Origin of the sequence: Escherichia sp. E4702 (genome assembly GCF_963883545.1) — a bacterium.
GTDB lineage: Bacteria > Pseudomonadota > Gammaproteobacteria > Enterobacterales > Enterobacteriaceae > Escherichia.
In genome coordinates, this window is record NZ_CAWORF010000036.1 from 198,711 (window position 1) to 214,467 (window position 15,757).

A 15,757-nucleotide genomic window follows, 5' to 3' on the forward strand; every position below is an offset into this window, starting at 1 on the left:
TCTGCAAGAATAATCAATGGCTTTCCGGCGTCTCAATCATTCGTTTCAGCCACGGCACCATCAACAGCATCACTACAGCAACGCCCAGCGTGACCAGACCAATCTTACCAAACACGTTGGTATAGACAGGCAGCGTTTCAAGCGGGTCGGTAATGTTGTCTGGTACTGCGGTAAATGTTGCCACATAGCCGCCCAGCAAGAACGCGGCAGCCTGCGTAAGGAACCACATCCCGAGAATAAAGCCCATCAAATGTTGTGGCACCAGAGCGGCAATCATTGCGAGGCCCAGGGCGCTAATAAGCAGTTCACCTAAGCTCTGGAATAAGTAAACCAGCACGATAAACCATGGCGATGTCAGCCCCTGGGCATCCGCAAACCACATTCCCGCTGCGGCGGCTGTCAAAAAGCCCAGCGAGCACATAAACATACCGAGGGTAAATTTCATCGGCATGGAGAGGTCTTTGCCTTTGTTACCCAGATGCGTGTAAATGCCTGCCAGAACTGGGCTGGCGAGCACCACCCAGAACGGGTTAAGCGCCTGGAAGCTCACCGGGTTGATGGAAAAACCGAGAATTTCATGATGCACGTTGTTGATAGCAAAGAAGTTCAGCGACGTTGGCATCTGGGCGTAGAGGATGTAAAACACTACCGCTTCAAGCATCAGCACAAAGGCGACAAACATCTTATTGCGCCCGGTTTTATCCAGCTTGAATGCCTGACGGAAGAAGATAATGGTCACGACGATAGAGAGAACAATCAGTACCAGATTGGCGACTTCCACGTTGTGCATCAGCCATGCGCAAACGAAAATCATCACCACGCTGCCAAGCAGCACGTACAACAATTTGCTGAAGTTCATCGGTCGGAAATCTGGTTCAGAACCAATATCTTTCACCATTCCGCGACAGGCGATGTAAACCAGTAGCGCGACAATCAATCCTGCTCCGCATAAGTTATAGGTGACGGAATAGCCAAATCTGTCAGCGATAACCGGTGCTAGCGACAGCGCAATCAACGAGCCGATATTGATCGACATATAGAACAGGGTGAAAGCGCCATCGAGACGAGGATCTTTCGGTGGATAGCACTTCGAAAGCAGGCTTGCCGGGTTGGCTTTAAACAGGCCGTTGCCGACGGCGATTGTTCCCAGCGCGATGAATATCAGGTCTGGCTTGAGTAGCGACATCCCGGTCATGAAGTAGCCCATCGCCAGAACAATTGCCCCAAGGACAATGGTGCGTTTAGTTCCTAACAGATGGTCGCCAACATAACCACCGATCGAGATAAGGCCATAGACCAGCGCAGCGAAGGCACCAAAGGTGACAAAAGCCTGTTCTTGTGAGAAACCGAGCTGTTTAACGAAGAAAACGGCCAGGACGCCTTGCACGCCGTAGTAACCGAATCGCTCCCATAGTTCGACAAAAAAGATCATGAAGAATGGGCGAGGTTGTTGCAGCATCCCAGTGGGTGTTGTTGTATTCATAATTTTTAGCCTTTCAATACCATCATGAAAAGTATGAACGCGTAAGTGATTGCGTGCGAAAGAGTTTACACACGTCTAAAATTCTTAATATTGATTTAATGAATGCATTAATGCACTACCACAACAAAAAACAACCAGCTAATCATGCTGGTTGTTTGAGATATGATGGCGCTAAATGCTATTTTGTCGTGATGTAAATTTGAATTATTCGATGCGTAGAGGAACTTTCTGACTGCGGATGAACACCGGCTTGATTGAGCACTCCCGTGTTTGTACCCGCACGTCGCATTCGGGTACAACACAAAAAGCAGAACGCCCGCATAAGCGGGCGCTCAGGAGCAAGTGGGGGAGATATTATTCTTCTTCGTCGCGCAGCGGAACAATCAGCATATCAACGTGAACGGTGTTGATCAGCTGACGCGCGGAAGACATCAGTTTGCTCCAGAAGTCCTGGTGGTGACCACAAACAACCAGGTCCATGTCGTATTTCTTGATCGCATCAACCAGAACCTGACCCAAATCGCCGCTGCCGCTAAGGGTTTCAGTGATGGGGTATCCTGCGTTGGTGGAGAGTTCGGTCAATGCATGATGAGTCTCTTCGGAAATGCGTTTCTGCATGTCACCCAGATTTACATCAATAAGTCCGGTGTATAGGTCAGAGTAGTTTACATCTACGTGGATCAGAGAAACTTTCGCATTGTAGGGGCGAGCCATAGAGACTGCTTTCTCTACCAGAACTTTGCTTTCCGGGGAGAGATCGACCGCGATGAGAATGTGTTTATAAGCCATAGTGTTACTCCTTCCATAAAGTTGTCGATGACTGGCCAGCTTGCGTTTCTTGTGCCGTTACGTCACCCGCGTCCTGCGAACTACGTGCGCGGGGCTAACCCAGCCGTAAAGATTCAGTGAAAAGACCATCCTTACCTTATAGCGACCTGGATGATCCGTCAATCCGCCTTGCTTACCAATCAGATAATCAAATTTTCTACATGAATGTATTGATAGTGGTTAACCTTATGGAAAAAAAACAACCTGATCTCCTACACTATCTATAGAGCCGCTCGGATGTTTGCCATCACAAAAGCGGTTTCTCCAGGACCTGGTGTTAACTGATTGGCAGCGTATCGGGAGCGGTAGCCCCGGAGGGGAACTCCGCGGGCAGGTCGCCGGGGAGGGGGTATGATAAGCACCGTCGCATTATTTTGGGCTTTATGTGTCGTTTGCATTGTTAACATGGCGCGCTATTTCTCATCACTACGCGCGTTGTTAGTGGTACTGCGTAATTGCGATCCATTGCTCTATCAATATGTTGATGGAGGGGGCTTTTTTACCTCACATGGCCAACCCAACAAACAGGTGCGTCTCGTTTGGTATATCTATGCCCAACGTTATCGCGATCATCACGATGATGAGTTTATCCGTCGCTGCGAGCGCGTGCGTCGTCAGTTTATTCTGACCAGCGCATTATGTGGCCTGGTGGTGGTAAGCCTGATTGCGTTGATGATTTGGCATTAAGCGCCACGGTAATAACGCATAAAAAAAGCGGGCCAGTAAACTGACCCGCTCGTTTTTATGCGTGCGATTACAGGAACTGCAAGGAGATCCAGTACAGCGCACCGGAGAGCAGAACTGCAGCCGGGAGGGTAAACACCCAGGCCATCAGAATGCTGGTCACCGTTTTACGCTGTAAGCCGCCGCCGTCAACCACCATCGTCCCCGCTACGGAAGAGGAGAGTACGTGAGTGGTGGAAACCGGCATCCCGGTATAACTCGCCAGACCGATAGACACCGCTGCCGTCATCTGAGCAGACATCCCCTGAGCGTAGGTCATGCCTTTCTTACCGATTTTCTCACCGATAGTGGTCGCCACACGACGCCAGCCAATCATCGTACCGATACCTAACGCCAGCGCGACCGCCATGATGATCCACACCGGAGCATACTCGATGGTGCTCAGCATATCGGACTTCAGTTTCTTCAACAGACGCTGATCATCCGCAGTGACGCCAGGCATTTTCACCACTTTGTCGATAGTGTCAGAAACGCACAGCATAATGCGGCGCATCTGGCTACGTTGGTCAAGCGACAGCTTGTCGTAGCTTTCCACATCGGCGGTCAGCATGCCTTTCAGGCGGTTGAGCGCGTTAATGGTATTCGACGGATGGCAATGGAACTCCGCAGGTTGTGTTGCGCCTGCTTCTGGTGTCGGTACTAACTGATCGGCACCGGTCGCCTGTTTAAGCAGCGCAGGATGCTGCTCAAAGTAAGCTTCCACATTGTTGATGGCATCACGGGTACGGGTGATTTCGTAGCCAGTGGCATTCATATTCACCACGAAGCCCGCTGGTGCGACGCCAATCAGAACCAACATAACCAGACCAATGCCTTTCTGACCATCGTTCGCGCCGTGAGAGAACGCCACGCCGATAGCGGAAAGGATCAGCGCGATACGCGTCCAGAACGGCGGCTTTTTCTTGCCGTCTTTCTTTTCACGTTCCGCTGGGGTCAGGTGGATACGGGCGCGTTTCTTGGTGCCGCTCCAGTAGCGACGCAGCAAGAAAATCAGACCGCCAGCAAACACCAGGCCGACAATAGGGGAAACAATCAGAGATGCGAAAATACTTAATACTTTCGGGATATTGAGTGCATCCACCACTGACGTACCGGACATCAACGCATTGGTTAAACCAATACCGATGATCGCGCCAATCAGCGTATGGGAGCTGGATGCAGGTAAACCAAAGTACCAGGTACCAAGGTTCCAGATAATTGCTGCCAGCAACATAGAGAACACCATGGCAAGACCATGGGACGATCCCATATTAAGCAGCAGATCCGTCGGCAGCATATGCACAATGGCATAGGCAACACTAAGACCACCCAGCAAAACACCCAGGAAGTTGAACACTGCCGCCATAACCACAGCGAGCTGAGAACGCATCGCGCGGGTATAGATGACAGTTGCCACGGCGTTGGCTGTGTCATGGAAACCATTGATGGCTTCGTAGAACAGCACAAAAGCCAGTGCAAGCAATAATAACAGCCCGGTATGCAAATCCAGGCCAGCAAACAAATGTAGCATAGGACGTTACGCCATTTTGAGGACATGAACGCGGCGCATTATCAGTGACTTTCGCGGCGCGGGCAAAGTGAAATATAGATTTTTTTGATTTGCCTCCTGTATGAATTTCGCTCAAAAAATAATTATCTTATATAATTCAGACAAATACTTCCCCTAAGTAATATTGCTGCTGGTGCGGCCACTGAGGAATCTTTACAATTCACGCCCATTTTTTCTAAGAGGAGCGCAACGTGGAAAGGTTTGATGCCATTATTATAGGCGCTGGTGCGGCGGGTATGTTCTGTTCTGCGCTGGCAGGTCAGGCAGGACGCCGGGTTCTGCTGATCGATAATGGTAAAAACCAGGGCGCAAAATCCTCATGTCTGGCGGTGGGCGCTGCAACTTTACCAACCTTTATGTCGAACCAGGCGCTTATCTGAGCCAAAATCCGCATTTTTGTAAGTCTGCACTCGCGCGTTTTACCCAGTGGGATTTCATTGAGCTGGTCAATAAACACGGCATCGCCTGGCACGAGAAAACGTTAGGGCAACTCTTCTGTGATGACTCCGCTCAGCAGATTGTCGACATGCTGGTGGATGAGTGTGAGAAGGGCAATGTGACCTTCAGATTACGTAGCGAAGTGTTGAGCGTGACGAAGGATGACGCGGGATTCACGCTTGAACTGAACGGCATGACCGTAGGTTGCGATAAACTGGTCATCGCGACCGGAGGCCTCTCGATGCCGGGGCTGGGTGCGTCGCCGTTTGGTTATAAGATTGCCGAACAATTCGGGCTGAACGTGTTGCCGACGCGCGCAGGCCTGGTGCCATTCACCCTGCATAAACCGTTGCTGGAAGAGTTACAGGTGCTGGCAGGCGTGGCGGTGCCTTCAGTGATCACCGCTGAAAACGGCACCGTGTTCCGTGAGAACTTACTCTTCACCCACCGCGGCTTGTCTGGCCCTGCGGTATTGCAGATATCCAGCTACTGGCAATCGGGTGAATTTGTCAGCATCAATCTGCTACCGGATGTCGATCTGGAAGCCTTTCTTAATGAACAGCGTAACGCGCATCCGAATCAGAGCCTGAAAAACACGCTGGCGGTTCATCTGCCGAAACGGTTGGTTGAACGGTTACAACAACTCGGGCAGATCCCGGACGTCTCGTTAAAACAGCTCAACGTGCGTGACCAACAGGCGCTCATTGCCACATTGACTGACTGGCGCGTACAACCTAACGGCACTGAAGGCTATCGCACCGCCGAAGTGACGCTCGGCGGCGTGGACACCAATGAACTCTCATCACGGACGATGGAAGCGCGTAAAGTTCCGGGCTTGTACTTTATCGGCGAAGTGATGGACGTTACCGGCTGGCTGGGGGGCTATAACTTCCAGTGGGCGTGGTCCAGTGCGTGGGCCTGTGCACAGGATTTGGCCTCAAAATAACGCTTGCGTTACATATCCCATAACCACGGCCATTCCTAAAATTACCATCAGAAAGGCAATAATCATCGGCGTGCGAAACATCGATTTCAGCAAAATAACTTCTGTTAAGCTGGCACCCGCGCTGCCGATGATGAGTGCCATTACGGCTCCCATCCCCATGCCTTTGGTCATTAATACCGACGCGAGGGGAATGACGGCCTCTGCACGTATATAGAGCGGGATACCTATAACCGCGCTCAAGGGGATAGCCAGTGGATTATCCGTTCCGGCATGTGCTGCAATCCATTGTGCTGGAATAAAGCCGTAAATAAATGAGCCAATTAGCACCCCAATTAACAGATAGGGCAGCACTTCTTTAAATTGCAGCCATGCATCCTTTATTGCCTGAGTCGGCAGGCTGGGGGGCGCCGTTTTGGCTGCACTACAGCAATTAACAGCAGGTTCTGCGGTACAGCAAGATGTGGTTTGCGGCGTAAACTTCGCAGAGCGCAAGTTAATAACGGGTTTATCGGACACTGATTTGCAGCAGCTCGCGTTGCTCCCCTTTGCCGGTATGACATATCGTTCGAAGCCAACAAAATCCAGTAACAAACTGGCGGCCAGCGAAACGCCGCACGCAATAACGGCGTACAACAACGTTACCTTCCAGCCAAATGTTGCCCACATTAGCCCGACGATAATCGGGTTGAGTAATGGTGAAACAAACAAAAAGGTGAGCGTTGGGCCAAATCCCGCTTTTGCAGAAAGAAGACCGCGAAGCATGGGAATGGTTGAGCAACTGCAAAACGGAGTCACTGCACCTAACATTGCTGCCAGCAAATAACCGCGCCCTTTACGCGCACCCATCATTTTCTGGATCTTATGATCCGGGATTTTCTGACGGATTACGCTGACACCAGCACTGATAAGAAGAAAAAGTAACGATAGCTCTACGGCTAAGAACAGGAACATCCCGGCGGCGTCGCGCAGCCTGGTAACCATTCAAACATTTTATACCCTCGCTAAAACTATATTTCTAAAATTATCGAAATAACGAGCGGTGAGCAAGATATTTCTGGTATTATCGAAATATCAATTAGCCGGAGAAACTACTTATGGAACTGGAAGATGTCGCTAAGGCACTGAAAGAATTAGGTCATCCGACCCGTTTGTTTATTTTTCGTCATCTGGTCAAAGCGGGAGAACGCGGGATGCCGGTAGGCGAGTTACAGAAGGAACTTGCGATCCCCGCATCGACCTTGAGCCACCATATCTCGGCGCTGGTCTCCGTTGGTCTGGTTAAGCAAAACCGCGAAAGTCGCACGTTGATGTGTGTCTCGCAATATGATGTTCTGGAAGGGATTATTAGTTTTCTGCGTGAAGAGTGCTGTGTGAATAACGGGAAGTATTAATATTCGCCAGGCTGTAACTAACCACAACCCGGCGAGAGTCATTATTTTTTCGCAGAACCCGCTTCTAATATAGAAACGATGGAAAACAGTGTAAAACACACTGCACCTAAGCCAACCAAAACTCGCGAAGGAATAAAATAAGCCATATCGGTTTGCGCAATTTCAGCAAGGAACGCTGCAAGGAACAGGCAAAACAGACAGGTAAATACCGGAATCATGGGTATTCTGTTGGCTAACGAACAGGTGCGTCGCCATACCAGCGCCAACAGCCACACTTTGGAGAAAATACTGTAGCAGATCATTCCCAGACAAATAAGAATAATGCCGGGTGCCAGTCTGGCACTTTCATCAGAACTGACTAAAACGTAGATGCCCTGAATAACGGTAAGTGAACCGAGCAAAATAACCCAATAACACCAGAGCCAATGTTCTTTCTCTGAGAATGTATTCCGCGTTTGATGGACAATAGTGGCGACAAGGCCAATAAGACAAGCGCAAATTGCCGTTAACCCCAGCAGTACGTGACCAGCAACATAATGTGGTGTGATATTTGCACTACGTAACAGCGCGACTGACCAAATGAAACCAAAGAGAGTAAGCAGAACGGGAACGGCAATTAAGCCATTACCGATTGTTGAAGAATAAGCCTGCAACGGCGTACCATCACTCTTACTGCCCGAGGCATTTTTGGGAATTAGCAGAAAATGCCCGGAAGACGCCGCCACGGTTGATACGCAGGCGGCAATCATCCCAACACCGAAAATAACATGCCCGGCAACAAATTCATCGGCCATGACATTATCACTTGCCAGCAGTAAGCATCCCCAAATCATAGTTGCGACAGACCCAGCGTAACCAATAACAGGAAAAAGTCTGTTGTAGAGCTTATTCACACCATGCGTTAACTGCGAAATAATAATAAATGCAGTAGTGAATAACGCCAGACAGATTGCAGAAAGCGAAATAAGCACATGCCCTGCCACAAAATACTCACTTTGCCCGGAACCTGCTAATACAAAATCACCCAATGCAATACATATTATCCCCATAATTAAAGGGATTAATTTAAATAGCCATCCGATATATATGTTCATTTTAAACTCCATGTGTACTTTCTGCTAATATAAGAAAGCGTATCAGTAGTATTTTTAGTCAGTTAAATATAACAATGAGATACCACCAAATGTAACAAGTAACTTTACTATAGCCGGATTTATTGCCCTGAGTGTTAAGTTTTAGATGTGAGTTAATGCTGATAAATAAATATTTATCCTAAGGTAAATTCCGAGTTAATATCTTTATCCTATTTTTATTTTGTTGCTTTAAACGACCTTGTTCGAGATTGCTTTATTTAATACACAAGCATTTATCATCTATCATCTTTTCAAAAAAACATTTCACTTTCGGTAAATATTTGCACCTCGGCGATAATAACGCTATGTGATAGTCATCGGATTTTCTGTTATGCAAACCTACGCAGTAGTATCTGAGAACCTGTGCAGAAGATTTTTGGTTAAAAACGCTATCGAACAGAAGAACATCGCGATGTATCACAAGCTGATGGTAATCAAATAGACAACATGAATATAACTGTTAGTATTTAATTGATTTAACTTATGAGTATGCGTGTTTCATTTACGGCCAGGAATGCTGATGATGACAACATTACTACCCGTTTTCACCAGACCTTCCCCGTTGGCGCTCAGTTTGCTGCGCCCTGGCCGCCTTTGCCGTTTCCTTCTTATCCCGGATGGAATAATTCGCTGAACATCGTTCGGTGGCAGTTGTAACACGCGTCGATTGCTTACAGGGATTATGGCGGGTCGATTATGGATAATATTAAGCGCCATCTGGCGTGGTGGGTTGTCGGGTTACTGGCGGTGGCTGCTATCGTGGCGTGGTGGCTGTTGCGCCCGGCAGGTGTGCCGGAAGGCTTTGCCGTCAGCAATGGGCGCATTGAAGCGACGGAAGTGGATATCGCCAGCAAAATTGCCGGGCGTATCGACACCATTCTGGTGAAAGAAGGCCAGTTTGTTCGCGAAGGTGAAGTGCTGGCGAAGATGGATACTCGCGTGTTGCAGGAGCAACGGCTGGAGGCCATCGCGCAAATCAAAGAGGCGCAAAGCGCCGTTGCCGCCGCGCAGGCTTTGCTGGAACAGCGGCAAAGTGAAACTCGCGCCGCTCAGTCGCTGGTTAATCAACGGCAAGCTGAACTTGATTCCGTAGCCAAACGTCATACCCGTTCCCGCTCGCTCGCCCATCGTGGGGCTATTTCTGCGCAACAACTGGATGATGACCGCGCCGCCGCCGAAAGCGCCCGTGCTGCGCTGGAATCGGCAAAAGCCCAGGTTTCTGCCTCTAAAGCCGCTATTGAAGCGGCACGTACCAATATCATTCAGGCGCAAACTCGTGTAGAAGCCGCGCAAGCCACTGAACGGCGTATCGCGGCAGATATCGATGACAGTGAACTGAAAGCCCCGCGTGACGGACGCGTGCAGTATCGGGTTGCCGAGCCAGGCGAAGTGCTGGCAGCAGGCGGTCGGGTGCTGAATATGGTCGATCTCAGCGACGTCTATATGACCTTCTTCCTGCCAACCGAACAAGCGGGCACGCTGAAACTGGGTGGTGAAGCCCGGCTGATCCTCGATGCTGCGCCAGATCTGCGTATTCCGGCAACCATCAGCTTTGTCGCCAGCGTCGCCCAGTTCACGCCAAAAACCGTCGAAACCAGCGATGAACGGCTGAAACTGATGTTTCGCGTCAAAGCGCGTATCCCACCGGAATTACTCCAGCAGCATCTGGAATATGTCAAAACCGGCTTGCCGGGCGTGGCGTGGGTGCGGGTGAATGAAGAACTTCCGTGGCCTGAAGACCTGGCGGTGAGGTTGCCGCAATGACGCATCTGGAACTGGTTCCCGTCCCGCCTGTCGCGCAACTGGCGGGCGTGAGCCAGCATTATGGAAAAACCGTTGCGCTGAACAATATCACTCTCGAGATTCCGGCCCGCTGCATGGTCGGGCTGATTGGCCCGGACGGCGTCGGTAAGTCGAGTTTATTGTCATTGATTTCCGGTGCTCGTGTCATTGAGCAGGGCAACGTGATGGTGCTGGGCGGCGATATGCGCGACCCGAAGCATCGCCGCGACGTCTGCCCGCGTATCGCCTGGATGCCGCAGGGGCTGGGCAAAAATCTCTACCACACCTTATCGGTGTATGAAAATGTCGATTTTTTCGCCCGCCTGTTCGGTCACGACAAAGCGGAGCGGGAAGTCCGAATCAATGAGCTGCTGACCAGCACCGGGTTAGCACCGTTTCGCGATCGTCCGGCGGGAAAACTCTCCGGCGGGATGAAGCAAAAACTTGGGCTGTGCTGTGCGTTAATCCACGATCCGGAATTGTTGATTCTTGATGAGCCAACAACGGGGGTTGACCCGCTCTCCCGCGCCCAATTCTGGGATCTGATCGACAGTATTCGCCAGCGGCAGAGCAATATGAGCGTGCTGGTCGCCACCGCCTACATGGAAGAGGCCGAACGCTTCGACTGGCTGGTAGCGATGAATGCCGGAGAAGTGCTGGCAACCGGCAGCGCCGAAGAGCTGCGGCAGCAAACGCAAAGCGCCACGTTGGAAGAAGCATTTATAAATCTGTTACCGCAAGCGCAACGCCAGGCGCATCAGGCGGTAGTGATCCCACCGTATCAACCTGAAAACGCAGAGATTGCCATCGAAGCGCGCGATCTGACCATGCGTTTTGGTTCCTTCGTTGCCGTTGATCACGTCAATTTCCGCATTCCACGCGGGGAGATTTTTGGTTTTCTTGGTTCGAACGGCTGCGGTAAATCCACCACCATGAAAATGCTTACCGGATTGCTGCCCGCCAGCGAAGGTGAGGCGTGGCTGTTCGGGCAACCGGTTGATCCAAAAGATATCGATACTCGCCGTCGGGTGGGCTATATGTCGCAGGCGTTTTCGCTCTATAACGAACTCACCGTGCGGCAAAACCTGGAGTTACATGCCCGTTTGTTTCACATCCCGGAAGCGGAAATTCCCGCGCGAGTGGCTGAAATGAGCGAGCGTTTTAAGCTCAACGACGTTGAAGATGTTCTGCCGGAGTCATTGCCGCTCGGCATTCGCCAGCGGCTTTCGCTGGCGGTGGCGGTGATTCATCGCCCGGAAATGTTAATCCTCGATGAACCCACTTCTGGCGTCGATCCGGTGGCGAGGGATATGTTCTGGCAGTTGATGGTCGATCTCTCGCGCCAGGACAAAGTGACCATTTTCATCTCCACCCACTTTATGAACGAAGCGGAACGTTGCGACCGCATCTCACTGATGCACGCCGGAAAAGTGCTCGCCAGCGGTACACCGCAAGAGCTGGTTGAGAAACGCGGAGCCGCCAGTCTGGAAGAGGCATTTATCGCCTATTTGCAGGAGGCGGCAGGGCAGAGCAACGAAGCCGAAGCGCCGCCCGTGGTACACGACACCACCCACGCGCCGCGTCAGGGATTTAGCCTGCGCCGTCTGTTTAGCTACAGCCGCCGCGAAGCACTGGAACTGCGCCGCGATCCGGTACGTTCGACGCTGGCGTTGATGGGAACGGTGATCCTGATGCTGATAATGGGTTACGGCATCAGTATGGATGTGGAAAACCTGCGCTTTGCGGTGCTCGACCGCGACCAGACCGTCAGTAGCCAGGCGTGGACGCTCAATCTCTCCGGTTCCCGTTACTTTATCGAACAGCCGCCGCTCACCAGTTATGACGAGCTTGATCGTCGGATGCGTGCGGGCGATATCACGGTGGCGATTGAGATCCCTCCCAATTTCGGGCGCGATATCGCGCGTGGTACGCCTGTGGAACTCGGTGTCTGGATCGACGGTGCGATGCCGAGCCGTGCCGAAACGGTAAAAGGCTACGTGCAGGCTATGCACCAGAGCTGGCTACAGGATGTGGCGAGCCGACAATCGACGCCCGCCAGCCAAAGCGGGCTGATGAATATTGAGACGCGCTATCGCTATAACCCGGATGTAAAAAGCCTGCCAGCGATTGTTCCGGCGGTGATCCCGCTTCTGCTGATGATGATCCCGTCAATGCTAAGCGCCCTTAGCGTGGTGCGGGAAAAAGAGCTAGGGTCGATTATCAACCTTTACGTGACCCCCACCACCCGTAGCGAATTTTTGCTTGGCAAACAGCTGCCGTACATCGCGCTGGGGATGCTGAACTTTTTCCTGCTCTGCGGCCTGTCGGTGTTTGTATTTGGCGTGCCGCATAAAGGCAGTTTCCTGACGCTCACCCTGGCGGCGCTGCTGTATATCATCATCGCCACCGGAATGGGGCTGCTGATCTCTACCTTTATGAAAAGCCAGATTGCCGCCATTTTCGGAACGGCGATTATCACGTTGATCCCGGCGACACAGTTTTCCGGGATGATCGATCCGGTAGCTTCGCTGGAAGGGCCTGGACGTTGGATCGGCGAGGTTTACCCGACCAGTCATTTTCTGACTATCGCCCGCGGGACGTTCTCGAAGGCGCTTGATCTGACTGATTTATGGCAACTTTTTATCCCGTTGCTGATAGCCATCCCGCTGGTGATGGGCTTAAGCATCCTGCTGCTGAAAAAACAGGAGGGATGATGCGCCATTTACGCAATATTTTTAATCTGGGTATCAAAGAGTTGCGCAGTCTGCTCGGTGATAAAGCGATGCTGACGCTGATTGTTTTCTCGTTTACGGTGTCGGTGTATTCGTCAGCGACCGTCACACCAGGATCGTTGAACCTCGCGCCGATCGCTATTGCCGATATGGATCAATCGCAGTTGTCGAACCGGATCGTTAACAGCTTCTATCGCCCGTGGTTTTTGCCACCGGAGATGATCACCGCCGATGAGATGGATGCCGGGCTGGACGCCGGACGCTATACCTTCGCGATAAATATTCCGCCTAATTTTCAGCGTGATGTCCTCGCCGGACGCCAGCCGGATATTCAGGTGAACGTCGATGCCACGCGCATGAGCCAGGCATTTACCGGCAACGGGTATATCCAGAATATTATCAACGGTGAAGTGAACAGCTTTGTCGCGCGCTACCGTGATAACAGCGAGCCGTTGGTATCGCTGGAAACCCGGATGCGCTTTAACCCGAACCTCGATCCCGCGTGGTTCGGTGGGGTGATGGCGATCATCAACAACATTACCATGCTGGCGATTGTGCTGACCGGATCGGCGCTGATCCGCGAGCGTGAACACGGCACGGTGGAACATTTACTGGTGATGCCGATAACGCCGTTTGAGATCATGATGGCAAAGGTCTGGTCGATGGGGCTGGTGGTGCTGGTGGTATCGGGATTATCGCTGGTGCTGATGGTAAAAGGCGTGCTGGGCGTACCGATTGAAGGCTCGATCCCGCTGTTTATGCTGGGCGTGGCGCTCAGTCTGTTTGCCACCACGTCAATCGGCATTTTTATGGGGACGATAGCGCGTTCAATGCCGCAACTGGGGCTGCTGGTGATTCTGGTGCTGCTACCGCTGCAAATGCTTTCCGGTGGCTCCACGCCGCGCGAAAGTATGCCGCAGATGGTGCAGGACATTATGCTGACCATGCCGACGACACACTTTGTTAGCCTCGCGCAAGCCATTCTCTACCGGGGTGCCGGATTTGAAATCGTCTGGCCGCAGTTCCTGACGCTGATGGCAATTGGCGGCGTGTTTTTCACCATCGCGCTGCTGCGATTCAGGAAGACGATTGGGACAATGGCGTAAGGAAGGGAAACTTGACTTCATACTGTGATGTCATACTATTGATGTCATAAAGTGAAGTCATAAGGACATGCCATGAGAATCCAGGTACAGGCTTTACGGAAGAAACAAAAAAATACATTGGATCAAATATTTAAATCTCCTGTTCCTCAAGGGATCAAGTGGTCTGATATAGAGTCTCTGGTTAAAGCATTAGGCGGAGAAATTAAGGAAGGAAGAGGTTCGCGTTGTAAGTTCATACTAAATATGAGCGTTGCGTGTTTCCATCGGCCTCATCCGTCGCCAGATACCGATAAAGGCGCTGTAGAAAGCGTGCGTGACTGGTTACTAAGTATAGGGGTAAAACCATGATCAAACTGAAGACGCCAAACTCTATGGAGATTGCCGGGCAACCAGCTGTTATTACCTACGTGCCAGAACTGAATGCATTTCGTGGCAAATTCCTGGGCTTGTCAGGTTATTGTGATTTTGTCTCTGACAGTATTCAGGGGCTGCAAAAAGAAGGGGAGCTTTCCCTGCGAGAGTATCTTGAGGATTGTAAAGCTGCGGGTATTGAGCCGTATGCGCGTACAGAAAAGATTAAGACCTTTACGTTACGCTATCCAGAATCGCTGAGTGAACGCCTTAATAATGCCGCTGCGCAGCAACAAGTCTCTGTTAATACCTATATTATTGAAACGCTGAATGAGCGTTTGAATCATTTATAACTTATAGCGGCCCAACAATTTCTGTTGCGCCGCTATATTTTTGTGGCTCTTAAGATGCCTTTCTAACCAACCGATGCCCCTCATTCATCATCAGGATTTTGCTATACACATCTTCCTCGACGGCGTTTTTTGCTGATGCCATCACTCGTGCCAGATTCGCTTCGTTGTGATTATTCACATACGCTTTGCCGACGGCGGTGATAAACGCTTTGCGCAGATCGCTGGCGATATTTACTTTAGCGACGCGATAATTAACAAAGCTGCGTAATATTTCCGGGGCGATACCGGAGCCGCCGTGAATAACCAGTGGCACCGGGCAGACTTCGGCAATGCGCTTCAGCAGGGGGATATCGATCCGCGGTATATCGTCCAGACCATGAACGTTACCAATAGAAACTGCCAGCATGTCGCAACCGGTGCGCTCGACAAAGGTCTTCACCTTTTCCGGTTCCGTTTTGCAATCGGCTTCGCTGACGTGATCATCTTCTTTGCCGAGAATCGCCCCCAGCTCGGCTTCAACCGGTACGCCATAGGATTTACAGAAATCGACAGCTTCCTGGGTGAAAGCGATATTCTCTTCAAAAGAGAATGCGGCACCGTCAATCATGACCGAGGTAAAGCCCGCGCGCACCGCCTGTTTAACATCCTCCTGGGTTTTCCCGTGATCCAGATGAAGACTGACCGGAACATCCATTTTATCGGCGTGACGTTTCACGATTTCATAAATGTAATCGTATCCCGAGAGTTGTGCATTGGTGGGTGCAATCTGAATGAAGTTGGGTAATCCCGAACGCTCAATAGCGTTTAAAATTGAAATTGTCGTCTCCAGATTGGTGGTATTAAACGCGCCCGCTAATACCCGTTTTTCCTGAATGCGGTCGAGCAGTATCCGTCCATTAACTAATGGCATATTGAAAACCT

Annotated in this window: 14 protein-coding genes and 1 pseudogene; 9 read left to right on the plus strand and 6 right to left on the minus strand. The window is 51.0% G+C overall.

Annotation, left to right across the window (positions count from 1 at the left end; translation table 11 throughout):
- Window positions 1–13 precede the first annotated feature (13 nt).
- A complete protein-coding gene (dtpB, locus tag AACU94_RS22110) occupies window positions 14–1,483 on the minus strand; it encodes a dipeptide/tripeptide permease DtpB (protein ID WP_130221309.1) in 1,470 nt (489 codons plus the stop codon).
- Between the two features lie 354 nt (window positions 1,484–1,837).
- The gene (gene uspA, locus AACU94_RS22115) at window positions 1,838–2,272 is read right to left on the minus strand and encodes a universal stress protein UspA (RefSeq protein WP_000323571.1); all 435 of its coding nucleotides are present in this window, start codon (window positions 2,270–2,272) and stop codon (window positions 1,838–1,840) included.
- A gap of 390 nt (window positions 2,273–2,662) precedes the next feature.
- On the opposite strand from uspA, the gene uspB reads away from it, so the two are divergent.
- A complete protein-coding gene (uspB, locus tag AACU94_RS22120) occupies window positions 2,663–2,998 on the plus strand; it encodes a universal stress protein UspB (RefSeq protein WP_000626187.1) in 336 nt (111 codons plus the stop codon).
- Window positions 2,999–3,065: 67 nt separating this feature from the next.
- Here the strand turns inward: uspB and pitA are convergent, their stop codons facing one another.
- Window positions 3,066–4,565 (minus strand): inorganic phosphate transporter PitA, encoded by a 1,500-nt coding sequence (pitA, locus tag AACU94_RS22125; protein WP_135405438.1) that lies wholly within the window; start codon window positions 4,563–4,565, stop codon window positions 3,066–3,068.
- A 230-nt stretch (window positions 4,566–4,795) separates the two neighbouring features.
- On the opposite strand from pitA, the pseudogene AACU94_RS22130 reads away from it, so the two are divergent.
- Window positions 4,796–5,988 (plus strand): annotated as a pseudogene (locus tag AACU94_RS22130) (NAD(P)/FAD-dependent oxidoreductase).
- Here the strand turns inward: AACU94_RS22130 and AACU94_RS22135 are convergent.
- Window positions 5,980–6,969, minus strand: coding sequence for a permease (locus tag AACU94_RS22135; RefSeq protein WP_135488623.1), 990 nt, complete (start codon window positions 6,967–6,969; stop codon window positions 5,980–5,982). The pseudogene AACU94_RS22130 and the gene AACU94_RS22135 overlap by 9 nt on opposite strands.
- A gap of 113 nt (window positions 6,970–7,082) precedes the next feature.
- On the opposite strand from AACU94_RS22135, the gene AACU94_RS22140 reads away from it, so the two are divergent.
- A complete protein-coding gene (locus tag AACU94_RS22140) occupies window positions 7,083–7,379 on the plus strand; it encodes an ArsR/SmtB family transcription factor (RefSeq protein WP_000418114.1) in 297 nt (98 codons plus the stop codon).
- 41 nt (window positions 7,380–7,420) lie between these two features.
- Here the strand turns inward: AACU94_RS22140 and AACU94_RS22145 are convergent, their stop codons facing one another.
- Window positions 7,421–8,473: a DUF2776 family protein gene (locus AACU94_RS22145; RefSeq protein ID WP_135488692.1), complete on the minus strand. Its 1,053-nt coding sequence runs from the start codon at window positions 8,471–8,473 to the stop codon at window positions 7,421–7,423.
- Window positions 8,474–9,032: 559 nt separating this feature from the next.
- Here AACU94_RS22145 and AACU94_RS22150 point away from each other — a divergent pair.
- The 6 genes from AACU94_RS22150 to AACU94_RS22175 all read left to right on the plus strand — a co-directional run bounded on the left by AACU94_RS22150 (window position 9,033) and on the right by AACU94_RS22175 (window position 14,836).
- Window positions 9,033–9,146 (plus strand): hypothetical protein, encoded by a 114-nt coding sequence (locus tag AACU94_RS22150; protein WP_214251098.1) that lies wholly within the window; start codon window positions 9,033–9,035, stop codon window positions 9,144–9,146.
- Window positions 9,147–9,208: 62 nt separating this feature from the next.
- Window positions 9,209–10,276 (plus strand): HlyD family secretion protein, encoded by a 1,068-nt coding sequence (locus AACU94_RS22155; RefSeq protein ID WP_135488624.1) that lies wholly within the window; start codon window positions 9,209–9,211, stop codon window positions 10,274–10,276.
- Window positions 10,273–13,008 carry a ribosome-associated ATPase/putative transporter RbbA gene (rbbA, locus tag AACU94_RS22160; RefSeq protein ID WP_135488625.1) on the plus strand — a complete coding sequence of 912 codons (2,736 nt, stop codon included), beginning with the start codon at window positions 10,273–10,275 and terminating at the stop codon, window positions 13,006–13,008. Before AACU94_RS22155 ends, rbbA begins: the two co-directional genes overlap by 4 nt.
- Complete coding sequence (locus AACU94_RS22165; RefSeq protein ID WP_016262635.1) at window positions 13,008–14,132, plus strand: ABC transporter permease; 1,125 nt, start codon at window positions 13,008–13,010, stop codon at window positions 14,130–14,132. Before rbbA ends, AACU94_RS22165 begins: the two co-directional genes overlap by 1 nt.
- Before the next feature lie 72 nt (window positions 14,133–14,204).
- Complete coding sequence (locus AACU94_RS22170; protein ID WP_135487102.1) at window positions 14,205–14,480, plus strand: type II toxin-antitoxin system HicA family toxin; 276 nt, start codon at window positions 14,205–14,207, stop codon at window positions 14,478–14,480.
- Window positions 14,477–14,836: a type II toxin-antitoxin system HicB family antitoxin gene (locus tag AACU94_RS22175; protein WP_000593555.1), complete on the plus strand. Its 360-nt coding sequence runs from the start codon at window positions 14,477–14,479 to the stop codon at window positions 14,834–14,836. The genes AACU94_RS22170 and AACU94_RS22175 overlap by 4 nt, the downstream gene beginning before the upstream one ends.
- 49 nt (window positions 14,837–14,885) lie before the next feature.
- Here the strand turns inward: AACU94_RS22175 and AACU94_RS22180 are convergent, their stop codons facing one another.
- On the minus strand, window positions 14,886–15,746 hold the full coding sequence (locus AACU94_RS22180; RefSeq protein WP_001131788.1) for a class II aldolase: 861 nt from the start codon (window positions 15,744–15,746) through the stop codon (window positions 14,886–14,888).
- Window positions 15,747–15,757: the final 11 nt, after the last annotated feature.

Coding starts and splice junctions, on each gene's coding strand:
- AACU94_RS22180 (WP_001131788.1), bottom strand. CDS start 15,746: ATGCCATTAGTTAATGGACGGATACTGCTCGACCGCATTCAGGAAAAA.
- uspB (WP_000626187.1), top strand. CDS start 2,663: ATGATAAGCACCGTCGCATTATTTTGGGCTTTATGTGTCGTTTGCATT.
- uspA (WP_000323571.1), bottom strand. CDS start 2,272: ATGGCTTATAAACACATTCTCATCGCGGTCGATCTCTCCCCGGAAAGC.
- dtpB (WP_130221309.1), bottom strand. CDS start 1,483: ATGAATACAACAACACCCACTGGGATGCTGCAACAACCTCGCCCATTC.
- AACU94_RS22165 (WP_016262635.1), top strand. CDS start 13,008: ATGCGCCATTTACGCAATATTTTTAATCTGGGTATCAAAGAGTTGCGC.
- AACU94_RS22140 (WP_000418114.1), top strand. CDS start 7,083: ATGGAACTGGAAGATGTCGCTAAGGCACTGAAAGAATTAGGTCATCCG.
- pitA (WP_135405438.1), bottom strand. CDS start 4,565: ATGCTACATTTGTTTGCTGGCCTGGATTTGCATACCGGGCTGTTATTA.
- AACU94_RS22170 (WP_135487102.1), top strand. CDS start 14,205: ATGAGAATCCAGGTACAGGCTTTACGGAAGAAACAAAAAAATACATTG.
- AACU94_RS22175 (WP_000593555.1), top strand. CDS start 14,477: ATGATCAAACTGAAGACGCCAAACTCTATGGAGATTGCCGGGCAACCA.
- AACU94_RS22135 (WP_135488623.1), bottom strand. CDS start 6,969: ATGGTTACCAGGCTGCGCGACGCCGCCGGGATGTTCCTGTTCTTAGCC.
- AACU94_RS22150 (WP_214251098.1), top strand. CDS start 9,033: ATGATGACAACATTACTACCCGTTTTCACCAGACCTTCCCCGTTGGCG.
- AACU94_RS22155 (WP_135488624.1), top strand. CDS start 9,209: ATGGATAATATTAAGCGCCATCTGGCGTGGTGGGTTGTCGGGTTACTG.
- AACU94_RS22145 (WP_135488692.1), bottom strand. CDS start 8,473: ATGAACATATATATCGGATGGCTATTTAAATTAATCCCTTTAATTATG.
- rbbA (WP_135488625.1), top strand. CDS start 10,273: ATGACGCATCTGGAACTGGTTCCCGTCCCGCCTGTCGCGCAACTGGCG.